Here is a 19,376-nt window from a genome sequence, read left to right as displayed (position 1 = left end):
TCGAGCCCAACTTCCACGCGGCCGCGTCCGGCTGAGAACGGCGGTTCACGACGCCCCGGCGCCACACAGGCGCGACGGCCGACCGGCGAGGATCACCCCTCGTGGACGATCACGATGTCGTCAGGGTGGAGGTGGCAGAACACCCGGTCTCCGACGTGCAGCGCCGCCTGGCCGGAGCTCTCGTTGGCGACCACCGCCGTGAGCGCGAGGCCGGCGTCGGTCCGGAGGCGCAGCTGGTCGGTGGCGCCCTTGAACAGCTCGTCCTCGACGCGCGCCTCGAAGCGGTTCTCCGGCGCGCCCTGCGGCTCCCTGCGGAGCGCGATCTTCTCCGGCCGGATGGAGACAAGGGTGCTCCCGGCCCCGCCCGCCAGGTGCTCGGCGTTGACGAGGAGCTCGAGCCCCCCGTCGAGCTGGACCCGCGCCCGCTCGCCGCTCCGCGAGAGGACGGTCGCGCGGAGGATGTTGGCCTGGCCGATGAAGCTCGCGACGAACGTCGTCTTGGGGCGGTGGTAGATCTGCGACGCGTCGCCGAGCTGCTCGATCCGGCCCTTGTTGATCACGGCGATGCGGTCGCTCATGGTGAGCGCCTCTTCCTGGTCGTGGGTCACGAACACGAAGGTGATCCCGAGCTTCTTTTGCAGCGCCTTGAGCTCCACCTGCATGGCGTGCCGGAGCTTCGCGTCCAGCGCCGAGAGGGGCTCGTCGAGCAGCAGGACCTTCGGGCGGCACACGATGGCCCGCGCGAGCGCGACCCGCTGCCGCTGCCCGCCGGACAGCTGCGACGGCTTGCGCTCCTCCATCCCCCCGAGCGACACCATCGCGACCGCGGCCCGGACCCGCTCGTCGATCTCCGCCCGGGGCACCTTCTTCATCCGCAGCCCGAAGCCGATGTTCTCCTGCACGGTCATGTGAGGGAACAGCGCGTAGCTCTGGAACACCTGGTTCACGTCCCGGCGGTACGGCGGCTCGTGCGTGACGTCCTTCCCCTCCAGCAAGACGGCGCCGCTCGACGGCGTCTCGAAGCCCGAGATCATCCGGAGCAGCGTCGTCTTTCCGCACCCCGAGGGGCCGAGGAGGGTGATGAACTCGCCCGCCCTGATCTGGAGGTCGACCTCGCTCACGGCGTGGAAGGCGCCGAATCGCTTGGTGACCGCGCGGAGCTCGACCATCACATCCATCGATTCACCTCGGAGGGCCGGCAAAGCGCGCGGGGGTGGCGGGAGAGGCGGAAGAGGCGAAGACGAGCGGCGCTGGGCCACCCCGCGCGACGGCGCCGCATCAGGCCTCCGGCTCCTTGCGCAGGCCGAGCAGGAAGAAGAGCGAGAACAGGAGCAGGAGCGCCATGCCGAGCGCGGCGCCGAAGGGCCAGTCGCGCGCCTGACCGAACTGGTTCTGGATGACGTTGCCGATCATCGGCACGCGCGATCCCCCCATGAGATCGGTGATCGCGAACATCCCGAGCGCCGGGATGAACACGAGCAGGACGCCCGCGAGGATGCCCGGGCGGGTGAGCGGGACGATGACGTGCGAGAACGCGGACACGGGCCCCGCGCCGAGATCGAACGCCGCCTCGATCAGGGCGTTGTCGAGCTTCTCGACGCTCCCGTAGATGGGCAGGATCATGAACGGCAAATACGAGTAGACGAGGCCGATGACCACCGCCGTCGGCGTGTACATGATGTCGAGGGGGGTCGAGATGATCCGCAGGTAGAGGAGGAGCCCGTTGAGGAGCCCCTCCGACTTGAGGATCGACATCCACGCATAGGTCCGGATGAGGAAGCTCGTCCAGAACGGCACCATCACCAGCATGAGCAGCCGGTTCCGGACGCCCTCCCTCGCCCGCCCGATGAAGTACGCCACCGGATAGCCCGCGACGAGGCAGATCGCCGTGGTGATGGCGGCGTACTTGATCGAGCTCAGCAGGATCTTGAGGTAGGTCGGGTCGAAGACCCGGGCGTAGCTCGACAGCGAGAGCTCGAAGACCACCTGCCCGAGCTCGTCCCGCTCGCAGAAGCTGTAGACGAACATGATCGCGGTGGGCGCCACGACGAAGGCGAAGAGCCAGAGCAAGAGCGGGGCGAGCAGCAGCCACCCGCGGACGCCCGGCCTCCGCCGGGCGCCCTGGAGCTCGACGACCTGCCCGGTGGCCGTGTTCATGACGCCCCGCCGCTCACTGCGACGCCTTGAGGTCGGTCACCAGCTTGTCCACGTCCGCGGCCACCTTGCCGATGTCGTGGAACGTCTCCATCCCCGCGAGCGGCGGGTAGCTCGCCGGGTTCGCGAGCTGCTCGGGCGTGAGCAGCTTGCGCGCCTCCGCGTTGGGGTTCGTGTAGGGGAACTTGTCCGAGATGAGCTTGCTGACCTCGGGGCGGAGGATGTAGTTCATGAACATCTCCGCGCCGATCTTGTTCTGGGCGCTGTCGGGGATCACCAGGCTGTCGATCGCCTTGTGTGTCCCCTCCTGCGGCAGGACGAACTGGAACTTGTCCTTGTCCTCCTGGTAGAGCAGGGCCGCCTCCCCGCTCCAGACGACGCCGATGTCGACGTCGCCGTTGAGCAGCGCCGTCTTCGGGCTGTCGGAGTCGAACACCTTCACGAGCTTGATCCACTCCGCCAGGGTCGGCTTGATCTTCGCGAGGTTCTCCGGCGTGACGTCGTTGGGGTTCATCCCCATCGTCACCATGACCCAGGAGACCATCTCCCGGTTGTCGTTCAGGGCCACGATGCGCCCCTTGTACTTCGGCTGGAACACGTCCTTGAAGCCCTTCACGGGCTCCTTCACCTTCTGGGTGTTGACGACGATGCCCACGACCGTGGCCATCCACGGGACCGAGTACTTGAGCTCCGGGTCGTGCGGCTGGTTCCTGAACGCGGGCGCGATGTTCTTCAGGTTCGGGATGCGCGATGGATCGAGCAGCTGCAGCTTCTTCTGCCGGATGAGCGCCTCGACCGCGTACTCCGACGGCTGGATGAGGTCGTACCGGGTGCCCCCCGCGAGGAGCTTCGACAGCATCTCCTCGTTCGAGGCGAAGGTCTCGTAATTGACCTTGATCCCCGTCTCCTTCGTGAAGCCGTCCAGGACCTCCTGCGGGACGTACTCGGACCACCCGAAGAGGTTGAGCTCGTTACCCGGCTTCGGCTCGGGCGCCGGGGCGCTCCCCGAGCCAGCCGCCTGCTGCGGCGCCGGGCTCTCCTTCTTCCCGCAGCCGAGGAGGCAGAGGAGCGGGACGAACATCAGTATCAAGAGCGCTGAGATGCGTTTCATTGGCCTTTTCCTTGTCTCGCCTGCGCCGTCGCAGGCCCCCGCGTTCGCGCCGCGCGCCGCTCCCCTTCAGCCCTCGTCGGGGAGCCGCCTCGCGGTGCCCTTCAGCGACTCGGCGATCACGACGAGCATCGCAGTCGCCACGATGAACACCGTCGAGATCGTGTTCAGCATCGGGTTCAGACCGACCTTCGCCATGCCGAACACCTTGATCGGCAAGGTCTCGGACTTGGGCCCGCGGGTGAAGTAGGTGACGATGAGCTCGTCCATCGACAGCGTGAACGACATCAGCGCACCGGAGATGATCGCGGGCAGAAGGTAAGGCACCAGGATCAGGAAGAACGCCTTGAGCGGCGTCGCCCCGAGGTCCAGGGCGGCCTCCTCGAGCGACGGATCGAGCCCCGCGAGCCGCGCCTGGACGGCGATCAGCACGAACGGGAAACAGAAGGTGACGTGCGAGATGATGACCGTCGTGAAGCCGAGATCGAGCTGCACCGTCTTGAAGAAGATGAGCAGGCTGATCCCCATGATGATCTCCGGGATGATCATGGGAATGAAGATCAGCGTCGTGATCGACCGGAGCGCGGGGAACCTGTAGCGGTAGAGCAGGAAGGCGCCCGCCGTGCCGAGGGCGACCGAGAACGCCGTCGTGATCGCGGCGATGATCACGCTGTTGCTCAGCGACTCGATGAGCGGCGACCGCCGCTCGTCGCCCAGGTGGGCGACGAGCTCATCGAAGAGCTGCCGATACCATTTGAAGGTGAACCCCTCCCACACCACGCTCATCCGCGAGTCGTTGAACGAGTAGGCGACGAGGAGCAGGATCGGCAGATACAGGTAGAGGAGGACGAGCCCGCTCCAGCCGCCAAGGAGCCAATTCGACAGCTTGATGCCCGACATCGTCCGGAGTCGCATGCGGCGGCCTCGCGATCCGACAGGATCGCCGCGCGAGCTTATCGCTTGCAGAACGCCGCGCGCAACACATTGCCGAGTGGAGAGGAAGGGCGCGACGCAGGTGATCGCGGCCACGCTGGCTGTCGTTCGCGAGGGCGCGCCTGCACCGGCCGCACGCCCGCACGCCCGCACGCCCGACCGAGCGCGCCCTCGCCGCGCGCGCTGCTCGCGCGCAGCATGCGGCGGGCGCGCGCTGCTCGCGGCATGCAAGCGCGCGCGGCGGCTCCTTCCGTAGAAGCCCTTGACACCGCACTCTCCTCCGCTTACCGGCCCTGCATGACCGGGTCGTCGCGCCGCCCTTCAGGTGAGGTCCCGTGAGCACCTCCCGCATCTGGACGATCGAAGAAGCGAACGCGCTCGTCCCGCGGCTCTCGTCGATGATCGGCCGGCAGCTCGCCCTGGCGAGCGATATCGAGCGCTGCTGGCAGGAGCTCGTGCAGGCCGTGCAGAGCCCGGCCGCGACGCCGGATCAGCTCATCGAGATGGCGCGCAACGGCAGCGAGCAGGCGCGGGCCCGCGAGCGCGAGCTCTCGGAGAAGATCGCCGCGTACGAGTCCGGGTGGCAGGAGATCGAGGAGCTCGGGGTCGTCGTGAAGGACCAGCGGATCGGCCTCTGCGACTTCTACGGGCGCCTCGACGGCGCCCTCGTCTGGCTCTGCTGGCGCTACGGCGAGCCGGCCGTGGAGCACTACCACGGGCTCGAGGCCGGCTACGCCGGGCGCAAGCCGATCACCGCCGAGAGGCGCCGGCAGCTGCTCAACTGACGAGGCCACAGTGATCGATCGGAAGAGAGCGGCGTGGGCGATCGAGGAGTTCCTCCGCGCCCTCGGGCGCGACGTCGAGGGGGACCTCGCGGGCACGGGCGAGCGGGTCGCCGACGCGTGGGCCGACGACCTGATAGAAGGCGAGGCCATCGACGCGGCCGCGGTGCTCCGCGAGGGCGCCATGGAGACAGGCCCCTTCGAGCGCGGCCTCGTCATCGCCCGCGACCTCGCCGTGACCACGATGTGCCCGCACCACCTGCTGCCGGGGCACGGCACCGGCATCATCGTCTACCTGCCGGGCGCGCGGGTCGCCGGCATCGGGACGCTCGCGCACGTCCTCGACGCGCTCGCGCGGCGGCTGACCCTGCAGGAGCGCATCGGCGGGCAGCTCGTCGAGCTCCTGGTCCGCGAGCTCGGCGCGCGCGGCGCGCTGTGCAAGCTCACGCTGACGCACACGTGCCTCATCGCCCGCGGCGAGCGCAAGGCGGGCGCCCTCATCGAGACCTTCGCCGCCGCCGGCGAGCTCGCCGAGCCAGGCCCCGAGCGCGATCTCGCCCTCGCCGCGCTCTCCGGGGGGAGGGCGTGACCGACGTCGCGGTCGTCACCGGGCCGAGCCGCGGGATCGGCCGGGCGACGGCGCTCGCGCTCGCGCGGCGCGGCCTCTCCATCGCGCTGCTCGGCCCGCCGAGCCCGCGCCTCGACGAGGTCACCGACGAGGTCCGCCGCCTCGACGTCGCCGCGCTCCCGGTCCCCTGCGACGTCGCCTCCGAGGAGCAGGTGGCGCGCGCCTCCGCCGAGGTGGTGGCGTGGCTCGGCGCGCCCCGCGTCGTCGTGAACAACGCCGGCATCGTGAGCCGCGGCGCGAAGGTCCACGAGACCGCGCCCGCCGCCTGGGACGAGGTGATCGCGGTCAACCTCCGCGGCCCCTTCCTCATCTCGCGCGCGTTCCTCCCGGCCATGCTGAAGCAGGGGCGCGGCCGCCTCGTCCACGTCGGCAGCATCTCCTCGACCCTCGCGTGCCCCGGCAACGCGTCGTACGCCGCGTCCAAGTGGGGCCTCATCGGCCTCTCGAAGAGCCTGGCCGAGGAGCTGCGCGGGACGGGGCTCCAGTCCATCGCCGTGCTCCCCGGCTCGGTCGACACCGACATGCTCGTCGGGAGCGGGTTCCCCCCGCAGATGAGCGCCGACGAGGTGGCGCGGCTCCTCGTGTACGCCGCGCTCGACGCCCCCGACGCCGTCACCGGCTCGGCCATCGAGATGTTCGGCTGACGGCGCGCCGCGCTCGCCTCCGCGGAACGCGCGCCAGAACGCGGGCCGGCGACGGCGGACCGCCGAGTCCGGTGTGCATGTGCGTGGCGCCGCCACACCCGACCCCCCGCGTGCTACCCTGCGGCCCGTGGACACGACGCCTCCGCGCCCGGGCGACCTCAGTGGGGCATTGCCCGAGCTGCCGCTGTTCCCGCTGCCGCAGACGGTGCTCTTCCCCGGCGCCCTGCTGCCGCTCCACATCTTCGAGCCGCGCTACCGGGCGCTCGTGCGCGACGCCCTCGGGACGCACCGCATCCTCTCCGTCGTCCTCATCACGGACCCCCGCGCGGTCGACGCGCACGGCCACCCGGCCATCGCGCAGGTGGCCGGCGCCGGCGAGATCATCGATCACGCCGAGCTGCCCGGGGGCCGCTACAACATCATGCTGCGGGGCCGCGCCCGGGTCCGCCTGGCGGAGCGCCCGTTCGTGCCGCCGTACCGCACGGCCGCGGCGACGGTCCTCGAGGACGAGCCGGGGGAGGTCTCGGCCCAGGATCACGCCGCGCTCATCTCCACCGCGGCCTCGTTCGCGGCGCTCGTCCGGGATCGGGACAGCAATTTCGAGTTCCGGCTGCCGCGCGACGCGGCCACGTCGCTCGTCGCGGATCTCTGCGCCCACCACCTCATCCTCGACGCGCGGGAGCGGCAGGCGGTGCTGGAGACCCTCGACGTCGTCGCGCGGGTGCGCCGCGTGACCGAGGCGCTCGCGCTCCAGCAGCTCGCGCTCGCCTCGGCGGCGCGCGACGTCAACTGAGACCCGAATGAGACCCGAAGCGCCGGCCTGCCCGCATGGGCCGGCGCGGCGCACCTGAACACGGGTCCAGAAGGGGCTCCGGGGCGGATGCGGTCGTCCCAAGATCGAGTAGGCTGCGCCGCCTATGGCGACCTCTCGTTCAACGGAACCCTCGGCCCCGATCATCGTCAAGCACCCGGGGTGTCCCCAATGGGGACTCGGATACCTCGTCGAGGAGCGCGACGAAAAGCGCTTCTACGATTTCGAGGATGGCCTCAATCACTCCATCGCCAAGGCTTTCTGGTCGAAGCTCGAGCCGGTGCAGCTCGGCGACGACGAGGCGAGCGCGCTCGAGGCCAGGATCCGCGGTCTCCGTGACCGGCCGTCGGCCGCCGCCAAGAAGCAGCGCGCCCGCGTCGTCGCGCCGCCGGTCACGAGCTTCGACGAGCAGGTCGCGAGCTTCGAGACGCAGTTCGAGGGTGGGTTCGGGGGTCCGCAGTTCATCGCCGAGGAACGAGGCGCCGCCGGGGGCGAGGGGGCCGAGGGTCCGGCGAGCGTGGGGAAGAAGAAGAGCAAGGCCTTCAAGCAGGGCGCCATCGAGACCGCGCGCGCGCTCCTCGCCAAGGGCGAGCTCGAGGCGCTGCTCGCGGCGGGCAACCTGAACGATTTCATGGAGCGCATCACCAAGGTCCACAAGGCCGCGACCGGCCTCCTGCACCCCCTCGGCGATCTCATCCCCTTCAACAAGATGCCGGCCGAGCACCACCGCGCCTACGCCGAGGCGGTCGTGGATCTCCTCTATGGCGCGGGCGACTACGCCGCGCGCTTCGATCGGCTGGCCGGCGTGCTCGCCGCGGCCAAGGTCGTCACGTGGCCGCTCGTCACGATCCTCGGCGCGCTCGTCTACCCGGGCGAGCACGTCTTCGTGAAGCCCTCCTTCTACGAGAAGCAGGCCGCCGTGCTCGGCTTCAATCTCGCCTACGATCGCGCGCCGAGCGCCGAGGGGTATGCCCGGATGCAATCGCTGGCGCGCGAGCTCGAGCGGCGCCTGCGCGAGCGCGGCCTCGCCCCGCGCGATCTGATGGACGTCTACGCGTTCCTCTGGCGCACGATCTCCCCGTCCAAGCCGGCCACGAAGTCCTGACGTCCCGCGTCAGGCCGCCCTGCGCGACGTCGTGCGACGCTGCGCGGGGCGGTCCCCGGCGCTGCGCGAGGCGGCGCGGGCGCGGCCGGCGGCCCTCGACCCTCGACGCGCGGCGCTGGCCCGCTTATGCGACCTTCCCAAGGAGGGTCTCGCATGAAGGCTGCCGTGCTCGAAGCCGTGAAGAAGATCGCCGTTCGCCATGACGTCGCCCCGCCGCAGATCGGCCCGCGCGACGTCCTCGTCCGCGCGAAGGCGTGCGGCATCTGCGGCACCGACGTGCACATCTGGGAGGGCGATTTCTTCCCGACCTTCCCGCTGATCCCCGGGCACGAGCTCGCCGGCGAGGTGGCGGCGGTGGGCGACGAGGTCGAGGGCCTCCGGCCCGGCGATCGGGTGATGGTCGACCCGACGGTGACCTGCGAAGAGTGCCACTTCTGCATGATCAACCGGCAGAACCACTGCCTGAAGTGGAACGCGGTGGGCGTGACGCGCGACGGCGGCTTCGCCGAGCTCGTCCGGGTCCCCGCGAAGAACTGTTATCGCTTCGAGCGCGTCTCGTTCAGCGAGGCCGCGTTCTGCGAGCCGCTCGCGTGCGTCGTCTTCGGGCAGGATCGCGCGCGCATCGAGATCGGCTCGGAGGTCCTCGTCCTCGGCGCCGGCCCGATCGGCCAGCTCCACCTCCAGGCGAGCCTCGCGAACGGCGCCGCCGCGGTCACCGTTGTCGACGTCGTCGAGTCGAAGCTCGACCTCGCCCGCCAGCACGGCGCGACCGAGGTGGTGCTCGCCGACAACGCGCTCCAGGCGAAGCTCAAGAAGATCGCGCCCTACGGCTTCGACGTCGTGATCGACGCGACGGGCATCGCCCGGGTGCTCGGCGACTCGGTCCAGTACGTCAAGAACGGCGGCCGGTACCTCGTGTTCGGCGTGTGTGGGCCGCAGGACAAGGTGGAGATCTCTCCGTTCGAGATCTACCGGCGCGATCTCGAGATCATCGGCAGCTTCGCGATCCGGCGGACGTACGACCGGGCATTCAAGCTGATGGAGCGCGGCGCGGTCGACGTAAGGAAGCTCCTCTCCGAGGCGATGCCGGTCGAGGAGCTCCCGCGCGGCCTCGAGATGATGAAGAAGGGCACCGCGCCCATGAAGCTCCAGGTCGTGTTCTAGCCGCGCGGCTTGCGCGCTTACAAAGCTTACGATTTTCTCGATTAGTTAAGAGTCGTTACGAAGATCACCGAAGTAGACGAAACTGCAAAAAGGACGCTTTCCATGGCCATCGTGATCGGAATCGACGTCGGGACCAGCGGCCTCAAGGCCATCGCAGTCGAAACGGAGCGCGGCGCGGCGGTCGCGTCGGCGCACCGCGAATACCCGCTCTCCACGCCGCACGCCGGGTGGGCCGAGCAGGATCCCGAGGACTTCGCCGCGGCGGCGCTGAGCGCCCTCGGCGAGCTCGCCCGCTCCCTCGGCCCGCGCCGCGACGACGTGCGCGCGATCGGGCTGACGGGGCAGATGCACTCGGCGGTCTTGCTGGACGAGGCGCAGGCGGTCATCCGGCCTGCGATCCTGTGGTGTGACACGCGCACCACGGCCGAGTGTGAGGCCATCCGCGCGAACCCGAAGGTCGGCGACGCGGGGCTCGCGCGCCTCGTCGGCAACCGCGCGCTCGAGGGGTTCACGCTGCCGAAGCTGCTCTGGCTGCGAGCGAACGAGCCCGAGGCGTTCGCCCGCGTCCGCGCGGTGCTCATGCCGAAGGATTTCGTGGGCTTGCGGCTGACGGGCGAGCTCGGGACGGACGACAGCGACGCGAGCGGCACGCTGGCGTTCTCGCCCGGGGATCGCTCGTTCAGCGCCGAGCTCCTCTCGGCGGTCGGCGTCCCGCGCGCGGTGTTCCCGCGGTCGGCGCCCTCAAACGCGCCGCTCGGCCAGCTGAAGGCCGAGGTCGCGGCCGCGACGGGGCTGCCGGCGGGCATCCCCGTCGTGCGGGGCGCCGCGGACAACGCGGCGGGCGCTGTGGGGCTCGGCATCGTGCGCCCCGGCCGGGCGATGGCGTCGGTCGGCACGAGCGGCGTGATCCTGGCGCACACCGACTCGTGGATCGTGGAGCCGGAGATGCGGCTCCACAGCTTCTGCCACGCGGTCCCGGGCCGCTTCTACCTGATGGGGGTGATGCTCGCCGCCGGCGGCGCGCTCCGCTGGTACCGCGACGTCCTCGGCGACGGGGAGCGCATGGCGGCCGAGCTCCGCAAGGTCGATCCGTACGAGATCATCTCGGACACGGCGTCGACGGCGCGCCCGGGCGCGGGCGGCGTCGTCTTCCTGCCGTACCTGATGGGCGAGCGCACGCCGCACAACGACGCGGCGGCGCGCGGCGCGTTCGTGGGGCTGAGCGCCCGCACGACGAAGGCCGATCTCTCGCGCGCGGTGCTGGAGGGCATCACGTTCGGGCTCGCGGACTCGCTGGATCTGATGCGCGGCGTGGGCCAGACGAACGGCGCGGCGGCGGTCTCGATCGACGAGATCCGCCTGACGGGCGGCGGGGCGCGGAGCCCGTTCTGGCGCCAGCTGATGGCCGACGTCTTCGAGGCGCCGGTGGCGATCACGACGTCGACCGAGGGCCCGGCCTACGGCGCGGCGCTGCTCGGCGCGGCGGGCGCGGGGCTGTTCCCGTCGGTCGAGGAGGCGGCGGACGCGTTCGTCCATGTCGTGTCCCGGGTCGCGCCGGACGCGGCGCGCTCGGCGCGGTACCGGGAGATCCACGCGGTGTACCGGGGGCTCTACAACGACCTGCGCGGGCGGTTCCGGGAGCTTGGCAGGCTGGCGTGATGGGGTGATGGGAGCCGGGCGGCCACGGTGACGCGGTCGTTGTCACGGTGGGCGTGAGGGCTTGCCGGGTCGCCCGGCGCCCGGAGAGGGGGGTCTCCGCGCGGGGTGGGGGCCCCGCCGAACTCGCCTGGGTCATCCCTCCTCCGGCGGAGCCGGAGGAGGGATGACCCAGGCTCAAACATCGGCCCATCCCCCACCCCGCGCGGAGACCCCCCTCTCCGGGCGCCTACCGCTCACTCGACTGATCTAACAGACAGACCCGACAGACATCGGCCCATCGGCCACGCGGCGCGGAGAATCCGCTCTCTGGGCGCCTACCGCTCGCGCTGCATCCGCGCCCAGCACAGCCGGCGGGCTACCGGGGCATCGGGCCCGTACCGAGGATGTAGCGAATCCAGATCGGGAGCGCAGTGTCAAAGTCCGGCGGGAAGGAGTGTTGTTGCTGCTCCGCGTAGGGCTTGTGGAAGACCTCGGCGCCGAGCGCGCGCAGCCGCGTGGCGTCGCGCTCGGCGAGCCGGACATTGCCCGGTGACTCGCCGGCGCCGACCACCACGACACAGCGGCGCTGGGCGAGCTCGGGCGAGCGCGGCACGCCGTCGAGCGAGAGCTCGGTGACGGACCCGGGAGACATGACGACGGCACCGGCGTAGTGGCGCGGATCCCGGGCCGCGATCTCGGCGGCCATCTGGCCGCCCTGCGAGAAGCCAATCAGGATCACCTGGCCGGGGACAACGGTCACCCGGTCGCGCACCTCGGCGAGCGCCTCGTCGAGCCGCGCGCGGTCGCGCGCGGGCGACTCGGACCATACGAACTTGCGTGGTCCGCGCGGGAGGGTGCCGCTCACCGAGACGAAAGCGACCGAGAGCGCGTCGGCGGCGCGCTGGACGCTCTCGTCCACGAAATCCTCCGGCTGCGACCCCAGGCCGTGCATGCCCATCACGACCGGGATCGGCTTGCCGGTGCGATAGCCCTTCGGGAGCACCAGGAGCGTCTTCTTGATCCCGGACTGTCCCCAGTAGCGCCCGGCCCGCGCCAGGTAGGGATAGACCATCGCCCATCGCGCATCGCTGCGCAGCACCTCCAGATCGGAGTCCAGAGCTGCCCAGTCCGGGTCGACGCCCTCCTCGACCGCAGCGCGCTCCAGCCAGTGGAAGGAGGCGTCGAGCTGCCCGGCGCGGGCGTAATAACACGCCAGGTCGTATTTCCCGTCCACCCCGCCAGCCACGGCCCAGTGCTGGATCTGCGCCGCGGCCTGGTAATCGCCGTGCGCGGCAGCCCTCCGCGCTTCCATGAAGAGCCGCACGGGCTCGATCTTGCGGAGATCGTGGCCATCGCGCTGCGCGGGCGGCTCGGGCGGAGCCGGGAGCGCGAGGGGGCGCTCGGGGAGCGCGCGCTGGGGAGGCTCGGGCGGCGGCGGCTCGAAGGAGCGAAGCATGGCCTCGATGTCCGGGCGCACCTTGGCCATCGCCTCCGCGGTCGGGCCGGGCGGCGAGCCCTCGGGGCCGCCCGCAGGCCGCGCGATCCACCAGGACGTCAGGCCGACTGCTCCCGCGACGACGAGGGCGATCAGCGCGATCCTGGCATTCCCTGGGCGCGGCAGCGCTCCGGGCGGCATGCCAGAGCGTTCACGGGGCGAGCTCTTCATGCGGGGCGGGGCCAACGTGACCCCATGCTACACCGCGGCGCGCAGTGCGCGAGATTCAAGCGAGCGGCGTGGCCGCCGCGCGCAAGGTCGCAATGGCGCAAGGAGAAGACTCTCTTTTGTCTACGCCGCCCGCACCCAGCCGCGCGACGTCTCCTCGAAATGCTCGGTGCTCGCGATCCCGAAGAGGCCGCCTTCCGGCTGCCAGAAATACCGCTCGATATGGATCTTCCTTCCATCGACGCGGATCACATTGAAGGCGTTCTGCTCGCCCCGCCCACGCGTGGAGGTCGCGGTCCCGGCCTGGACGATCAGCGAGGAGTGGCCGCCGACCTCGAAGCGCTCGGCGGAGTGCCCCGTGTGGCTGAGGTGCAGGTGCCCCGACAAGATGACGTCGACGCCGCAGCCCGCGAGCGCCGCCATCGCCTGCCTCGCGCGCCCTACGATCGCATGCGGCGAGTTCTCCGGCAGATCGAACGGATGGTGCGTGACCACGATCTTCGTGACCTCGGGCCCTAGATCGCACATCCTCGCCTTGATCTCCCGGATCTGCCGCGCGTTGATGCGCCCATCCTTGATGGTCAGCGAGCGCGCGGTGTTGATGCCGAGGACGGCGATCTCCGCGTCGAGGTGGAACGGCGAGAGGTCGTCCGTGATGTGGCTCCGGTATCTGTCGAGCGGGCGAAAGAACCGGTCGAACAGGTTGTAGAGCGGGACATCGTGGTTGCCAGGCACGACGATCTGCGGCGAGGGCAGCGCGTCGAGGAAGGCGCGCGCCTCGGCGAACTCGGCGTCGCGCGCCCGCTGGGTCAGATCGCCGGAGATCACGACCACGTGCGGTTCGAGCTCCCCTATCCTGTCGATCAGCGGGCGGAGGATGGCCTTGTCGACGCGGCCGAAGTGCAGATCCGACAGGTGCACGAGCGTGCGCACGGCTCTTCATCCCCCCAGCGCGGCGATACGGCCCGATCGATCCTCCTGCCGCCGCGGGCCCGCGCGGAGCTCGGACGACAGCGGCACGATGACGCGCAGCGCTGCAGGCCGCACGCGATAGCAGAGCGGCGGCGTCATCCTGAGGACCTCGCCGTCCGCGGCCACGTGGAGGCTGCGATGGGGCGCCTCCACCCGGAGCTCCGTCGTTCGTAGGATGCTGAAATCGATCGATTGATGGATGCGCCCGACGGCCGCGCTGGCGATGAGCTTGAGCGTGGAGAGGCGGCTCTCCGCGTGCGCCACGCAGACGCCGAGCTCACCCGAGCACGGGGGGCGCTGGCGGCCGATGTCGACGTCGCCAAGCTTGAAGTCGTTGTTCGCGACGAACACGAACGGCGTCTCCAGCTCGACCTCCTGCCCATCCAGGACGAGCCGGAGACGGACGCGCTCGTGCCGCCGGATCCCCGAGACGGTCGACAGCGCCAGGGCTATCCACTTGTTGAGCCCACGCCGCTTCCGGAGCGCCTCGCGGGCGCGCACGATGCCCGGGTAAATGCCCAGCGTCGAGTTGTTCACGAAGACCCGGCCGTTGACCTCGCCGACATCGACCCGGACGCGCCGCCCCTCGACAAGCGTGCGCACGGCGCCCTCGAGGGTGAGCGGAACACCGAGGTGCTTGGCAAAATGGTTCACCGTGCCGAGCGGAAGGACACCCATCGTCTTGTCCGTGCCGGCGAGCGCGGCAGCGACGGTGTTCACCGTCCCGTCGCCGCCGCCGGCCACGACGAGGTCGCAAGGTCCCCGCGCCACACGGCGGGCGAGCTCCCCGAGCTGCTGCCCCTTCTCGGCGCACAGCACCTCCGCGGCGAGGCCGCTCTCTTTCAGGAGCTCCCCGAGCCGCGCGCGCTGCGCCGCCGCGCGGTTCGACCGGGAAGAGCAGTTCAGGAGGACCGCCATGAATCGATGCTTCACCGTCGCGCTCCCGGCATGGGGCAAGGACCCATGCCCACCCGACAGCGAGAAAGCAGATCGCGCGCCACCGCCCTGCGACGAGCGGCCGCGACGCTCCGGCTCCGTCAGGCGGCGCGGGGCGTGGCGGATTGCCACGCTCGCCTCGCGCCGCGCGCCATGCCAGAGCCGGCGCGCCTCAGCGCATGCCGAGCCCGCCGTCCGTCTCCATCCGAGGCCAGGTGAAGAAGAACGTGGCGCCGGCGCCCTGCTCGGACTCGACCCACACACGCCCCCCCTTGCTGAGCACGATCTTCTGGACGATCGCGAGCCCGATGCCCGTCCCCTCGATGTTGTCGCGCGCGTTCAGGGTCTGGAAGATCTCCCATACCTTCCCGTGGTATCGCGGGTCGATCCCCGGTCCGTTGTCCTTCACCGAGAACTCCCAGAGATCGCCCAGCGCCCGCCCCCGCACATCGACGCGCGCGTCGGGGCGTTCGGCATACTTCAGCGCATTGCCGATCAGGTTCAGGAACACCTGCTCCAGCGGGATCCGCTCGGCGAGGAGCGTCGGCATGCCCATCGCGACCTCGATCGACGCGCCCGCAGGGACCGTGAGCAGGGCGACGACGTCCTCGAGGAGCTTCTGGACGTCCACGATCTCGGGCTTGTCGCGGAGGCGTCCAGCGCGCGAGTAGCGCAAGATCCCGTCGATGAGCGCCTCCAGCCGGACCACGCGCGAGCGGAGGAGCTCCATGTACTGGCGCGTCTCCGGCGTCGCCTTGTCCACGAGATCGTCCTCGATCCACTGCGAGAGGTTCGCGATGGCGCGGAGCGGCGCCTTCAGGTCGTGGCTCGCCACGTAGGCGAAGCGGTCGAGCTCGTTGTTGCTCCGCTCGAGCGCCTGGATGAGCTGCTGCGCCTTCCGGAACAGGTGCGCGTTATCCATCGCGATGGCGGCCTGAGCCGCGAGGCCGACCACCAGCTTCTCCGCCCGCTCGGTGAAGACACCCCGCTCGGAGTGCCCGAAGAACAGCCCGCCGATGACATGCCCCGAACGGGAGACCACCGGCACGGCAAGGTAGCTGACGACAGGCAAGTGGCCCTTCGGCATCCCGTGGTAAGGGGGGTTGTTCCCGTAGCGCGGGTCCTTCGTGACATCGTCGAGCCGCACCACGCCCTCGCCGTTGAAGGTCGGCGCGAAGACGGCCGTGTTGCGCGGCATCGGGAACCCGGAGAAGTGCTCTCGGGGCACGCCGGAGATGGTGTAGAGCATGTAGCTCTTCCCCTCGGCGTTCGTGACATTGTAAAAGAACGCGCCGAACTGGGCGCCGCTCAGGCGGGTGGCCGCGTCGGTCACCGCCTGCACGAGCTTCTCCAGATCCAGCTCGGCGGCGAGCTGCTTGCCGGCGCGATTGAGCAGCTCGAGCGTCTCCCCTTCTTCCTGGAGCCTGTCCTCCGTCTGCTTGCGCTCGGTGATGTCGAGGACGATCGCCCCCACACCCATGACGGGCCCGTCCTTCGCCCGCACAGGCGCGTAATTGACCAGCCAGGAGCGCGGTCGCTCCGACGCCCGCGTCGTCCCCGTCACCTCGGCGGTGAACGCCTCGCCCGTCTCCAGGACGCGCCGGAGATTGGCGACGATCACGTCGCTCATCTCCGGGAGCAGCTCGGGGACCGTCCTGCCGAGGTGCGCCTCGAGGGGGATCCCGTTGATGTCCGCCAGCGCCTGGTTGAGCCGCACCACACGGAGATCGCGGTCGATCACCGCCAGCCCCGCGGTCGTGGCCTGGAAGAAGGCGTCGACCAGCGCGCGGTCCGCGGGGGACTCGTCCAGCTCAGGGCGCTCCTGATCGAGCCGCGCAGCCCCCGCCTCGCCGCACTGCAGCGGCGCCGCAGCGGGCGAGGCCGCTTCGGAGAGCTCCGCCGTTTCTTGACGCGAATCCGTGTTCTCCATGGACCTCGTGGACACAGGCTGTCCCCACGACCTTAGCGCTCGAGTGCAAACGCGACATCCGCCGTCTGTCGCCGTCTGTCGCTGTTTTTCGCCGTCTGATACCAGGCCGTTCCCCGGCGCCAGCGCTGCGATGCGGGCTCAGCAGCCAAACACGGCCGGTCGCCGGGTCCGACCGCATCCCCCTGCGCGCCGGCGACCGCCAGCTACCTGCCGGCGACGGCTGGCCGGGCGAGACGGAAGCCCACGGCGCTGAAGCGATCCTCCGGGCGCGCAGCGAAGCGACCTGCCGCGCGGCACACCGCGGGGGGCCCGGAGCTCCACGCGCCCCCGCGGATCGAGCGGAGCCCCGGAGCCGCCGCGTCCGCTGGCTGGAGGCGCGCGATGCGGTCGACCACCGTGGGGCCGTCGGGCATCCACAGCTCGGCGCACCAGTCGCGGATGTTGCCCGCAAGGCCCCGGGCGCCGTGGGGGCCCTCGTCCGTCGGATGGTCGTCCACCGGCGCCGGGCTCGCGGGGCCGGGGCGGCCCCCCACCATGCAGGCCCACGTCGGCTCGGGCTCGTCTCCCCAGGGGAAGAAGCGCCCGTCGACGCCGCGCGCGGCCTTCTCGCGCTCCAGCTCGCCGACGAGGCGCCACGGCGCGCCGGTGCGCGCCTCCAGCCAGGACGCGTAGGCGACCGCGCTGCGCCAGTCCACCGAGGCGACCGGGTGCCGCGCCTGCTCCGCGCGCGCCTCTGGGCCGAGCACGAAGCGCCCGTCCCCGTCGCGCGCGAACAGCGGGATGTCCACGTTGCCGGCGATCGCGCGGGCCGCGCGCGGGCACGCCGCCGCGGCCTCCGCCTCGCGCCCGCGCGCGAGCAGATCGTTCAGGAAGGCGAGGTACTCGGCCTGCGTCACCGGATGCCGCCGCACCACGAAGCCGTCGACCCAGATCCGGCACGCCGGCAGGCCGTCGCCGGCCTGCGGGTCTCCGCCGGCCGAGAAGAACCCCGCCGGCACGTAGACGTCCTCTTCGCCGAGCGTCTCCGAGGGCAGGAGGGGCACGACGAACGGCTCCGCGCCGCCCGGACGCACGCCGTCCCAGTGCTCGCCGCGGCCGATCTTCACGGGGTACGACGCCTCGCGGTACCCGGGCGCGCGGATCGAGAGCAGGTAGCTGCCGCGCGCCAGCGGGACCTCGCAGAGCGGCGTGTGACCGAGGAAGCCCTGGGGCTCGGCGCGAAGCCGGCGCCCCTGCTCGACATAGCGGAGCAGCCAGACCTGCGCCCCCTCGGGGTCGGTCCGCAGCGAGAGGGCCCCGGTGCCGCGGAGCAAGACGGCGTGCCGCTCGCGCGCGTGCGCCCTGAGGAACGCCTCGGCGCGCGCCGCGGCCTCGGCGTCGCGGGCCTCCTCGGCGGCCCGCAGATCGGCCAGGTGGGCGTCGGCGAGCGCCGCGTGCGCTTCGTCGAAGTCCGGGGCCTCGTTGAGCGCGGCGCGGAGCTTCTGGTGCCAGGTCGCCTCGTCCAGGGCGGCGGCGCGGTCGAGCGCGCGCGCCTCGTCCTGGAGCGCCCAGCCCTGCGCCTTCTCGGCGGCGGGCGCGAACGAGTCGAGGCGCCCGAGCACCGCCTTCGCCTCGGCCCGGAGGGCCCGGGCGCGCGCGCGCAGGCCCTCGATCTGCGGCGCCAGCGCGCGCGACTCCTCGACCAGGGCGCGCGCCCGCTCGCGACGGCGGGCGCCGTCGAGGAAGCCGCGGATCTCCGCGGCGAGCACCTCGGCGCTCGCGTAACGCGAAGGCGGGTCGCGCGCCATCGCCCGCTCGCAGATCGCGATGAGATCCCGAGGGATCTGGTCAGGGCACCGGACGGCGAGCCGCTCGGGCGGCCGCTGGGCCACCTGCGCAAGGACGGCCAGCGCCGGCCCCCGGAACGGCGGCTCGCCGCAGAGGAGCTCGTACAGGACGGCCCCGAGGGCGTACACGTCGCTGGGGGGCCCGAGCTGCTCGGCCTCGCCGCGCGCCTGCTCCGGGGGCATGTAGACCGGCGTCCCCAGGACCAGGCCCACGTGCGTGTGGTGGCCGCTGTCCGGGAGCGCGTCCGCCAGCGCCCCGCGCGCGGTCGCGCGGGCGATGCCCCAGTCCATCACGAGGACCTCGCCGAACTCGCCGATCATGACGTTGTCCGGCTTGAGATCGCGGTGGAGGACGCCCTGGCCATGCGCGTACGCGACCGCCTCGCAGACGCGGACGAAGACGTCGAGCCCGCGGCGCAGCGCCTCGGGCGAGGGGCCCGCCTCGCCCGAGGCGTGGAGCGCGCGGATCAGCGCGCTCAGCGTGCGGCCGCGGACCTCCTTCATCGTGAACCAGAGCTGGCCGGTCGGGAGCATCCCGCAGTCGTGGACGGGGACGATCCCTGGGTGCTGAAGGCACGCCGTGAGGCGCGCCTCGTCGAGGAAGCGCGCCCGGCCGTCCGCGTCGTCTTGCCCCTCGACGCGCAGCAGCTTCATGGCGAGCACGCGGCCCATCACGCGATCGCGCACGCGCCGCACCTCGCCCATGCCCCCGCGGCCGATGAGCCCGAGATCGTCGTAACGGTCCCAGGGCCACGCCGCGACCGGCGCGTGGACCGCCGGAGGCGCGGCGCTCGGACGGCGCTCGGCCGCCGCCGACGCGTCCCCGGTCAGCCCAGGCGCGTCCCCGGCCGCCGCAGGCGCCTCCCCGCTCGGCGCGCCTCTCGGCGCCGCCGGCGCGTCCCGGACCACGGTCGCCGGCAGCTCTTCCGTGAGGCTGCGCGCGGCGTGCTCGGCGAGCGCCCGCTGGATCTCCGCGCATGCCGAGGGAGACAGGTGCAGCTCACCCGCCAGCTTCCTGAGGAGTGCCGCGGGATCGCTCATGGGGGCCTCGCCTTCGACGCCGTTGATGTGGTCGGCGGCAG

16 protein-coding genes are annotated in these 19,376 nt (G+C 71.4%); 7 read left to right on the top strand and 9 right to left on the bottom strand.

All coding sequences use genetic code 11. The features are described 5' to 3' along the window. Positions 1-92 precede the first annotated feature (92 nt). From WME97_RS49620 to WME97_RS49605, 4 genes are all read right to left on the bottom strand, one after another. Complete coding sequence (locus tag WME97_RS49620) at positions 93-1,178, bottom strand: ABC transporter ATP-binding protein (protein WP_437548329.1); 1,086 nt, start codon at positions 1,176-1,178, stop codon at positions 93-95. Positions 1,179-1,278: 100 nt separating this feature from the next. Further along, positions 1,279-2,157, bottom strand: coding sequence for an ABC transporter permease (locus tag WME97_RS49615; protein WP_437548327.1), 879 nt, complete (start codon positions 2,155-2,157; stop codon positions 1,279-1,281). A gap of 13 nt (positions 2,158-2,170) precedes the next feature. Beyond that, positions 2,171-3,265 (bottom strand): polyamine ABC transporter substrate-binding protein, encoded by a 1,095-nt coding sequence (locus WME97_RS49610; protein WP_437548325.1) that lies wholly within the window; start codon positions 3,263-3,265, stop codon positions 2,171-2,173. A 66-nt stretch (positions 3,266-3,331) separates the two neighbouring features. Next, a complete protein-coding gene (locus tag WME97_RS49605) occupies positions 3,332-4,177 on the bottom strand; it encodes an ABC transporter permease (RefSeq protein ID WP_437548323.1) in 846 nt (281 codons plus the stop codon). A 353-nt stretch (positions 4,178-4,530) separates the two neighbouring features. Between WME97_RS49605 and WME97_RS49600 the strand changes: the two genes are divergently transcribed. From WME97_RS49600 to xylB, 7 genes are all read left to right on the top strand, one after another. Further along, complete coding sequence (locus WME97_RS49600) at positions 4,531-4,980, top strand: DUF2203 domain-containing protein (protein WP_437548322.1); 450 nt, start codon at positions 4,531-4,533, stop codon at positions 4,978-4,980. Between the two features lie 10 nt (positions 4,981-4,990). After that, positions 4,991-5,566 carry a GTP cyclohydrolase I gene (gene folE, locus WME97_RS49595; RefSeq protein ID WP_437548320.1) on the top strand — a complete coding sequence of 192 codons (576 nt, stop codon included), beginning with the start codon at positions 4,991-4,993 and terminating at the stop codon, positions 5,564-5,566. Continuing rightward, the gene (locus WME97_RS49590; protein WP_437548318.1) at positions 5,563-6,249 is read left to right on the top strand and encodes an SDR family NAD(P)-dependent oxidoreductase; all 687 of its coding nucleotides are present in this window, start codon (positions 5,563-5,565) and stop codon (positions 6,247-6,249) included. Before folE ends, WME97_RS49590 begins: the two co-directional genes overlap by 4 nt. A gap of 127 nt (positions 6,250-6,376) precedes the next feature. Then, complete coding sequence (locus tag WME97_RS49585) at positions 6,377-7,042, top strand: LON peptidase substrate-binding domain-containing protein (RefSeq protein WP_437548317.1); 666 nt, start codon at positions 6,377-6,379, stop codon at positions 7,040-7,042. Positions 7,043-7,166: 124 nt separating this feature from the next. Beyond that, positions 7,167-8,165: a hypothetical protein gene (locus WME97_RS49580; protein ID WP_437548315.1), complete on the top strand. Its 999-nt coding sequence runs from the start codon at positions 7,167-7,169 to the stop codon at positions 8,163-8,165. A gap of 153 nt (positions 8,166-8,318) precedes the next feature. After that, entirely contained in the window at positions 8,319-9,329 is a 1,011-nt protein-coding gene (locus WME97_RS49575; RefSeq protein WP_437548313.1) for a zinc-dependent alcohol dehydrogenase family protein, read from the top strand. Between the two features lie 102 nt (positions 9,330-9,431). Beyond that, positions 9,432-10,988: a xylulokinase gene (xylB, locus tag WME97_RS49570; RefSeq protein WP_437548311.1), complete on the top strand. Its 1,557-nt coding sequence runs from the start codon at positions 9,432-9,434 to the stop codon at positions 10,986-10,988. Positions 10,989-11,343: 355 nt separating this feature from the next. On the opposite strand, the gene WME97_RS49565 is transcribed toward xylB, so the two are convergent. The 5 genes from WME97_RS49565 to WME97_RS49545 all read right to left on the bottom strand — a co-directional run bounded on the left by WME97_RS49565 (position 11,344) and on the right by WME97_RS49545 (position 19,335). Further along, a complete protein-coding gene (locus WME97_RS49565) occupies positions 11,344-12,603 on the bottom strand; it encodes an alpha/beta hydrolase (protein WP_437548309.1) in 1,260 nt (419 codons plus the stop codon). Positions 12,604-12,753: 150 nt separating this feature from the next. Beyond that, complete coding sequence (locus tag WME97_RS49560) at positions 12,754-13,563, bottom strand: metallophosphoesterase family protein (protein WP_437548307.1); 810 nt, start codon at positions 13,561-13,563, stop codon at positions 12,754-12,756. Between the two features lie 6 nt (positions 13,564-13,569). Further along, on the bottom strand, positions 13,570-14,535 hold the full coding sequence (locus WME97_RS49555) for a diacylglycerol/lipid kinase family protein (RefSeq protein ID WP_437548306.1): 966 nt from the start codon (positions 14,533-14,535) through the stop codon (positions 13,570-13,572). A gap of 175 nt (positions 14,536-14,710) precedes the next feature. After that, entirely contained in the window at positions 14,711-16,468 is a 1,758-nt protein-coding gene (locus WME97_RS49550) for a sensor histidine kinase (protein ID WP_437548304.1), read from the bottom strand. Between the two features lie 203 nt (positions 16,469-16,671). Beyond that, positions 16,672-19,335 carry a protein kinase domain-containing protein gene (locus WME97_RS49545; RefSeq protein WP_437548302.1) on the bottom strand — a complete coding sequence of 888 codons (2,664 nt, stop codon included), beginning with the start codon at positions 19,333-19,335 and terminating at the stop codon, positions 16,672-16,674. Positions 19,336-19,376: the final 41 nt, after the last annotated feature.

Source organism: Sorangium sp. So ce367 (assembly GCF_051520455.1).
GTDB lineage: Bacteria > Myxococcota_A > Polyangia > Polyangiales > Polyangiaceae > Sorangium > Sorangium cellulosum_B.
Note: the sequence above shows the minus strand (reverse complement) of the source record. Positions and strands in the feature narration are given on the sequence as shown.

What these genes read in the sequence shown, in the direction of transcription:
- WME97_RS49620 (WP_437548329.1), bottom strand. Translation starts at nt 1,178, where the DNA reads ATGGATGTGATGGTCGAGCTCCGCGCGGTCACCAAGCGATTCGGCGCC.
- WME97_RS49615 (WP_437548327.1), bottom strand. Translation starts at nt 2,157, where the DNA reads ATGAACACGGCCACCGGGCAGGTCGTCGAGCTCCAGGGCGCCCGGCGG.
- WME97_RS49610 (WP_437548325.1), bottom strand. Translation starts at nt 3,265, where the DNA reads ATGAAACGCATCTCAGCGCTCTTGATACTGATGTTCGTCCCGCTCCTC.
- WME97_RS49605 (WP_437548323.1), bottom strand. Translation starts at nt 4,177, where the DNA reads ATGCGACTCCGGACGATGTCGGGCATCAAGCTGTCGAATTGGCTCCTT.
- WME97_RS49580 (WP_437548315.1), top strand. Translation starts at nt 7,167, where the DNA reads ATGGCGACCTCTCGTTCAACGGAACCCTCGGCCCCGATCATCGTCAAG.
- WME97_RS49575 (WP_437548313.1), top strand. Translation starts at nt 8,319, where the DNA reads ATGAAGGCTGCCGTGCTCGAAGCCGTGAAGAAGATCGCCGTTCGCCAT.
- xylB (WP_437548311.1), top strand. Translation starts at nt 9,432, where the DNA reads ATGGCCATCGTGATCGGAATCGACGTCGGGACCAGCGGCCTCAAGGCC.
- WME97_RS49565 (WP_437548309.1), bottom strand. Translation starts at nt 12,603, where the DNA reads ATGCCGCCCGGAGCGCTGCCGCGCCCAGGGAATGCCAGGATCGCGCTG.
- WME97_RS49550 (WP_437548304.1), bottom strand. Translation starts at nt 16,468, where the DNA reads ATGGAGAACACGGATTCGCGTCAAGAAACGGCGGAGCTCTCCGAAGCG.
- WME97_RS49545 (WP_437548302.1), bottom strand. Translation starts at nt 19,335, where the DNA reads ATGAGCGATCCCGCGGCACTCCTCAGGAAGCTGGCGGGTGAGCTGCAC.